Annotated in this window: 2 protein-coding genes; both read left to right on the top strand. The window is 66.5% G+C overall.

Annotation, left to right across the window (positions count from 1 at the left end):
- Positions 1-4,017: SDR family NAD(P)-dependent oxidoreductase (locus ACFVYE_RS47120; RefSeq protein WP_389609740.1), on the top strand; the 4,017-nt coding region annotated here is incomplete at its 5' end.
- A 45-nt stretch (positions 4,018-4,062) separates the two neighbouring features.
- On the top strand, positions 4,063-4,421 hold a 359-nt coding region (locus ACFVYE_RS47115), incomplete at its 3' end, for a beta-ketoacyl synthase N-terminal-like domain-containing protein (protein WP_389609738.1).

The raw sequence follows: 4,421 nt of genomic DNA, 5'->3' as shown, positions 1-4,421 counted from the left end.
ACCACAGGAAAACTCGCACTCCTCACCGAACCCCAGCCCTGGCCCCAACACGACCACCCCCGCCGCGCCGGTGTGTCGTCCTTCGGTGTCAGCGGCACCAACGCCCACATCATCCTGGAGCAGCCTCCTCTCGAGGAGGTGCCGGACCATTCCGCGGTAGGCCTGCCGGTGGTTCCGTGGGTGATCTCAGCGCGGGACAGGGCCGCACTACGCGCCACAGCGGCCCAGCTCGCTGAGAGTCTGACGCATGGCACGTCGCTGGTCGACACCGGCTACACACTCGCGACCACCCGCGCGTCGTTCGACGAGCGCGCCGTGGTGTGGGCGGGTGACTTGGAGGAGCAGCGGCAGGCGCTGGTCGCCCTGTCCCAGGGAGCGGCGCACCCGGCGGTCGTCGCGGGGACCAAGTCCGGCAGAAGGCTCGCCATCCTCTTCTCCGGGCAGGGAAGTCAACGGCTGGGCATGGGCCGAGAGCTCTACGACACCTACCCCGTCTATGCCGATGCGTTCGATACCGTCTGCGCGGAGCTGGACCCTCGTCTTCCCCTGCCACTGCGCAGTGTCATTTTCGGCGACGATGCAGAAGTACTGAATCAGACTCGGTTCACCCAGCCCGCTCTTTTCGCCGTTCATGTCGCGCTCTACCGACTGTGGGAACACTGGGGCGTGAAACCCGAAGCGGTGGCGGGCCATTCCATCGGTGAGATCGCCGCCGCGTACATCGCCGGTGTGCTTGATCTCGCGGACGCCGCGACTCTCGTCATTGCCCGCAGTCGTCTGATGCAGTCCTTGCCCGCCGGTGGAGCCATGGTCTCCATCGACATAGCGGAAAATGATGTCCTTCCGCACCTGTGTGAATACGCGGACTCCGTGGGGATCGCCGCAGTCAACAGCTCGCGGTCCCTGGTTCTGTCCGGTGACCGCACAGCCCTCACCCACATCACGGGCGGTCTTCGGGGCCATCGCATCACGTGGCTGCGTGTCTCTCACGCCTTCCATTCACCGTTGATGGAACCGATCCTCGACGAGTTCCGCCGGACCGTCACGGGCCTGACGTTCTCCGCGCCGGCCATTCCGCTGGTCTCCACCGTCACCGGGCGGCCCCTCGACCACGTTGACGCCGAGCACTGGATCCGGCACGCCCGCCACACCGTCCGATTCGCCGATGCCCTCACGCATGCCGCAGCTGACGCCTACCTCGAAATCGGCCCCGGAGCCACGCTCACCCCCCACATCACCGGGACCGCGATATCTTCACTCAATTCCAAGAAGACCGAAACACAGGCCATCACTTCGGCTCTGGCCCGGCTGACGGTCACCGGCATCGACATCGACTGGGCCACTTATTTCGCAGGTACCGGCGCCCTCCGCGTCCCGCTGCCCACGTATCCCTTCCAGCACCAGCGCTACTGGCTCGACAATCTGCCGTCCGAAGTCGTCGATCTGAGCGCAGCAGGACTGGACAGCGCCGATCATCCGATCCTCAGAGCGTCCGTGACCATCCCGTCGTCCGGCCGAACGCTGCTGACAGGTCGCATCGATCTTCCCTCACTGCCGTGGCTTGCCGACCACACCGTCGCAGACAGCATCGTGTTCCCCGGCACCGCCTTCCTGGACCTGGTACTGCATGCCGGTCGGTACACCGGCTACTCCGAGCTGGTCGAGTTGACCATGGACGTGCCACTGGTACTCATCGGTGCGGAAGCCGTGCAGGTACGGGTGGATGTCGACGAGTCCGTGAACGGCCGTCGCACCGTCGGCGTGTACTCGCGCCCTGAGAACGCCGACCGCAGCGGACTCTGGACCAGACATTGCTCCGGCGCGCTGGCGGCAGCATCCGGGCTTCCCCTGGACACAGCCGTGCACTGGCCGCTCGCTGACGCCGTGCCAGTCGACATCGGCGACTTCTACGACCGCATGGCCGAGTCCGGTGTCGGCTACGGCCCCGCATTCCGCGGAATGCAGTCCGTGTGGCGGCACGGCGATGAAATCTACGCCGAGATCCATTCGGACGGGGACAGCGGTGGCTTCGCCGTGCACCCGGCGCTGTTCGACGCCGCGCTGCATGCCATGACCGTCGACGCGGACCGCGCACATGTCAGCCTGCCGTTCTCCTGGTCCGGAGTGACACTGCACAACCGCGCAGGCAACCACTTGATCGCACGCTTGGTCCATCGCGGCCCCAGCGAAGTCTCCCTGGACCTCGCCGACCCGTCCGGGACTCTCATCGCTTCTGTCTCGTCACTGGTAGGGCGGCCCATTCCCGACGCGGTGCTTCGGCCTCGGCGCGTCCCGGCCATGCGCATCGATTGGCAACCTGTTGTGCTGCCCAGGGTGGACGCCATGCCTACCGGTGTCGACGTCCTGCGGATCACTGCGCAGCGTTCCCCGTCAAGGGACATCGTGGAGTCCGCCCGCATGACGGCCGAGACGGCTCTGGGCTCTGTGCAGACATGGCTCACTCAGCGCAACAGTCCGGGGGCGCGCCTGGTCGTGGTGACCGACGGCGTCACCTCACGCGATCCTGAGCGTCTTCTGCCGGCCGCCGCGGTGTGGGGGCTGGTGCGGTCGGCTCAGGTCGAGCATCCAGGCCGGCTTGTGCTGGTCGACGGCGACGGTCCGCTGGACGCGGCAGTCACTTGCGGTGAAGAACAGGTCCTGCTGCATTCCGGTGAGGCGCTCGTGCCGCGCCTGGTTCGTGACACATCGACCGCCGGGATCTCCACGTGGCATCCGGGTACCGTCATGGTCACGGGAGCGAGCGGGGCACTCGGCAGCCGGATCTGCCGGCACCTGGTCGTGACACACGGGGTCCGGCGACTGCTTCTGGTCAGTCGCCGCGGCGACAGTGCGCCCGGTGCGTCCGAGCTGGCCGGGCAGCTGCGCGGACTCGGAGCCGAGGTGGAGTTCGCGGCGTGTGATGTCACGGACCGCCGTGCTCTGGAAGAGGTGCTGGCCGCGGTTCCTGCGGACTGGCCTCTGTCAGCGGTTGTGCACTGTGCCGGTGTGGTCGACGACGCCACCTTTGAGAAGCAGTCCGGTGAACGGCTGGGGAGCGTCTTCGGGCCGAAGGCTCAGGGCGCTTGGAATCTGCACGAGCTGACCCGTGAGTTGGACCTGTCCGCATTCGTTCTCTTCTCGTCGGCTGCCGGAATCCTCGGTTCGGCGGGACAGGCGAACTACGCTGCGGCCAACGCCTTCCTCGACGCACTCGCCGAGTCCAGGCGGGGGCAAGGGCTGCCCGCGGTATCCCTGGCATGGGGACTCTGGGACGTAGCGGACGGCATGGCCGGAGAACTTGGCCAGATCGACCGCAAGCGCCTTTCCCGCAGTGGTGTCCTGGCCATCGGGGAAGAGCAAGGGCTGGCGATGTTCGACGCCGCGCTGGGGTCCGAACACGCAACGGTCGTCCCTTTGCTGCTCGACCCCGTCGCACTGCGCTCCGCCCCGGCATCCATGCCCTGCGTACTTCGTGAACCTGCCACGTCCCCGGAAGCACAACAGTCGCAGCCGGCTGCCAAACCGTTGAACGAACGCGTCAGTGGTCTCTCGATTGAGGCTCGCCGGCGGCTGCTTGTCGACACAGTGCGTACCGAAGTCGCCGCAACCCTCGGCCACACCTCGGACACCAGGGTCGACGACCGTCGCAGCTTCTCCGATCTCGGTTTCGACTCGCTCACCGCGGTCGAGCTGCGTAACCGACTCACCGCACTGACCGGGCTGGAGCTGCCGGCGAGCGTCGTGTTCGATCACCCGTCCACGGGTGCGCTGGCCGATTACCTGGACGATGAGCTACCCGGTGCCGCCGACGCCTTGTCCGACGAGCTGGACCGCCTCGAAGGATTGCTCTGTGCAGCAGGCGAAGACACCGACCATGCACATATCGCAGGACGCCTTGAGTACCTGCTCGCCGAATGGAATCGGCTCAGCCCCACGCATGGGGACGGCCCCGGTGCAGACGCCGCGGAGGCCACCACGCCGGAGGAGCTGATGGACTTCATCGATCGCAACCTCTGACGCAACCCTCTTACGTTCGCCCGAGACAACAGGTGGTGGTGCGCAATGGAGCAGGAAGAGAAGCTCTTCAGCTATCTCAAGCGGGTCACCTCCGATCTGCAGCGGACGCGGGAGCGGCTGTCCGAAGTGGAGGATCGCCAACGCGAGCCGATCGCAGTGGTAGCCATGGCATGTCGTTTTCCGGGCGGTGCGAACAGTCCGGATGCGCTGTGGAATCTCCTTGCGTCAGGAGAAGACGCGGTGACCGGCTTTCCGCAGGATCGCGGGTGGCCGCTGGCCGACCTTTTGTCCGGCGATCCAGGCCGTTCTGGTGGTTCGTCCGCACGCGAGGGCGGGTTCCTCCATGACGCCGCCGACTTCGACGCCGCACTCTTCGGAATCTCCCCCCGCGAAGCACTCGCCAT

The sequence above is a fragment of the Streptomyces sp. NPDC058239 genome, assembly GCF_042882185.1.
Classification (GTDB): Bacteria; Actinomycetota; Actinomycetes; order Streptomycetales; family Streptomycetaceae; genus Streptomyces.
This window is presented reverse-complemented; position numbering and strand designations above follow the sequence as displayed.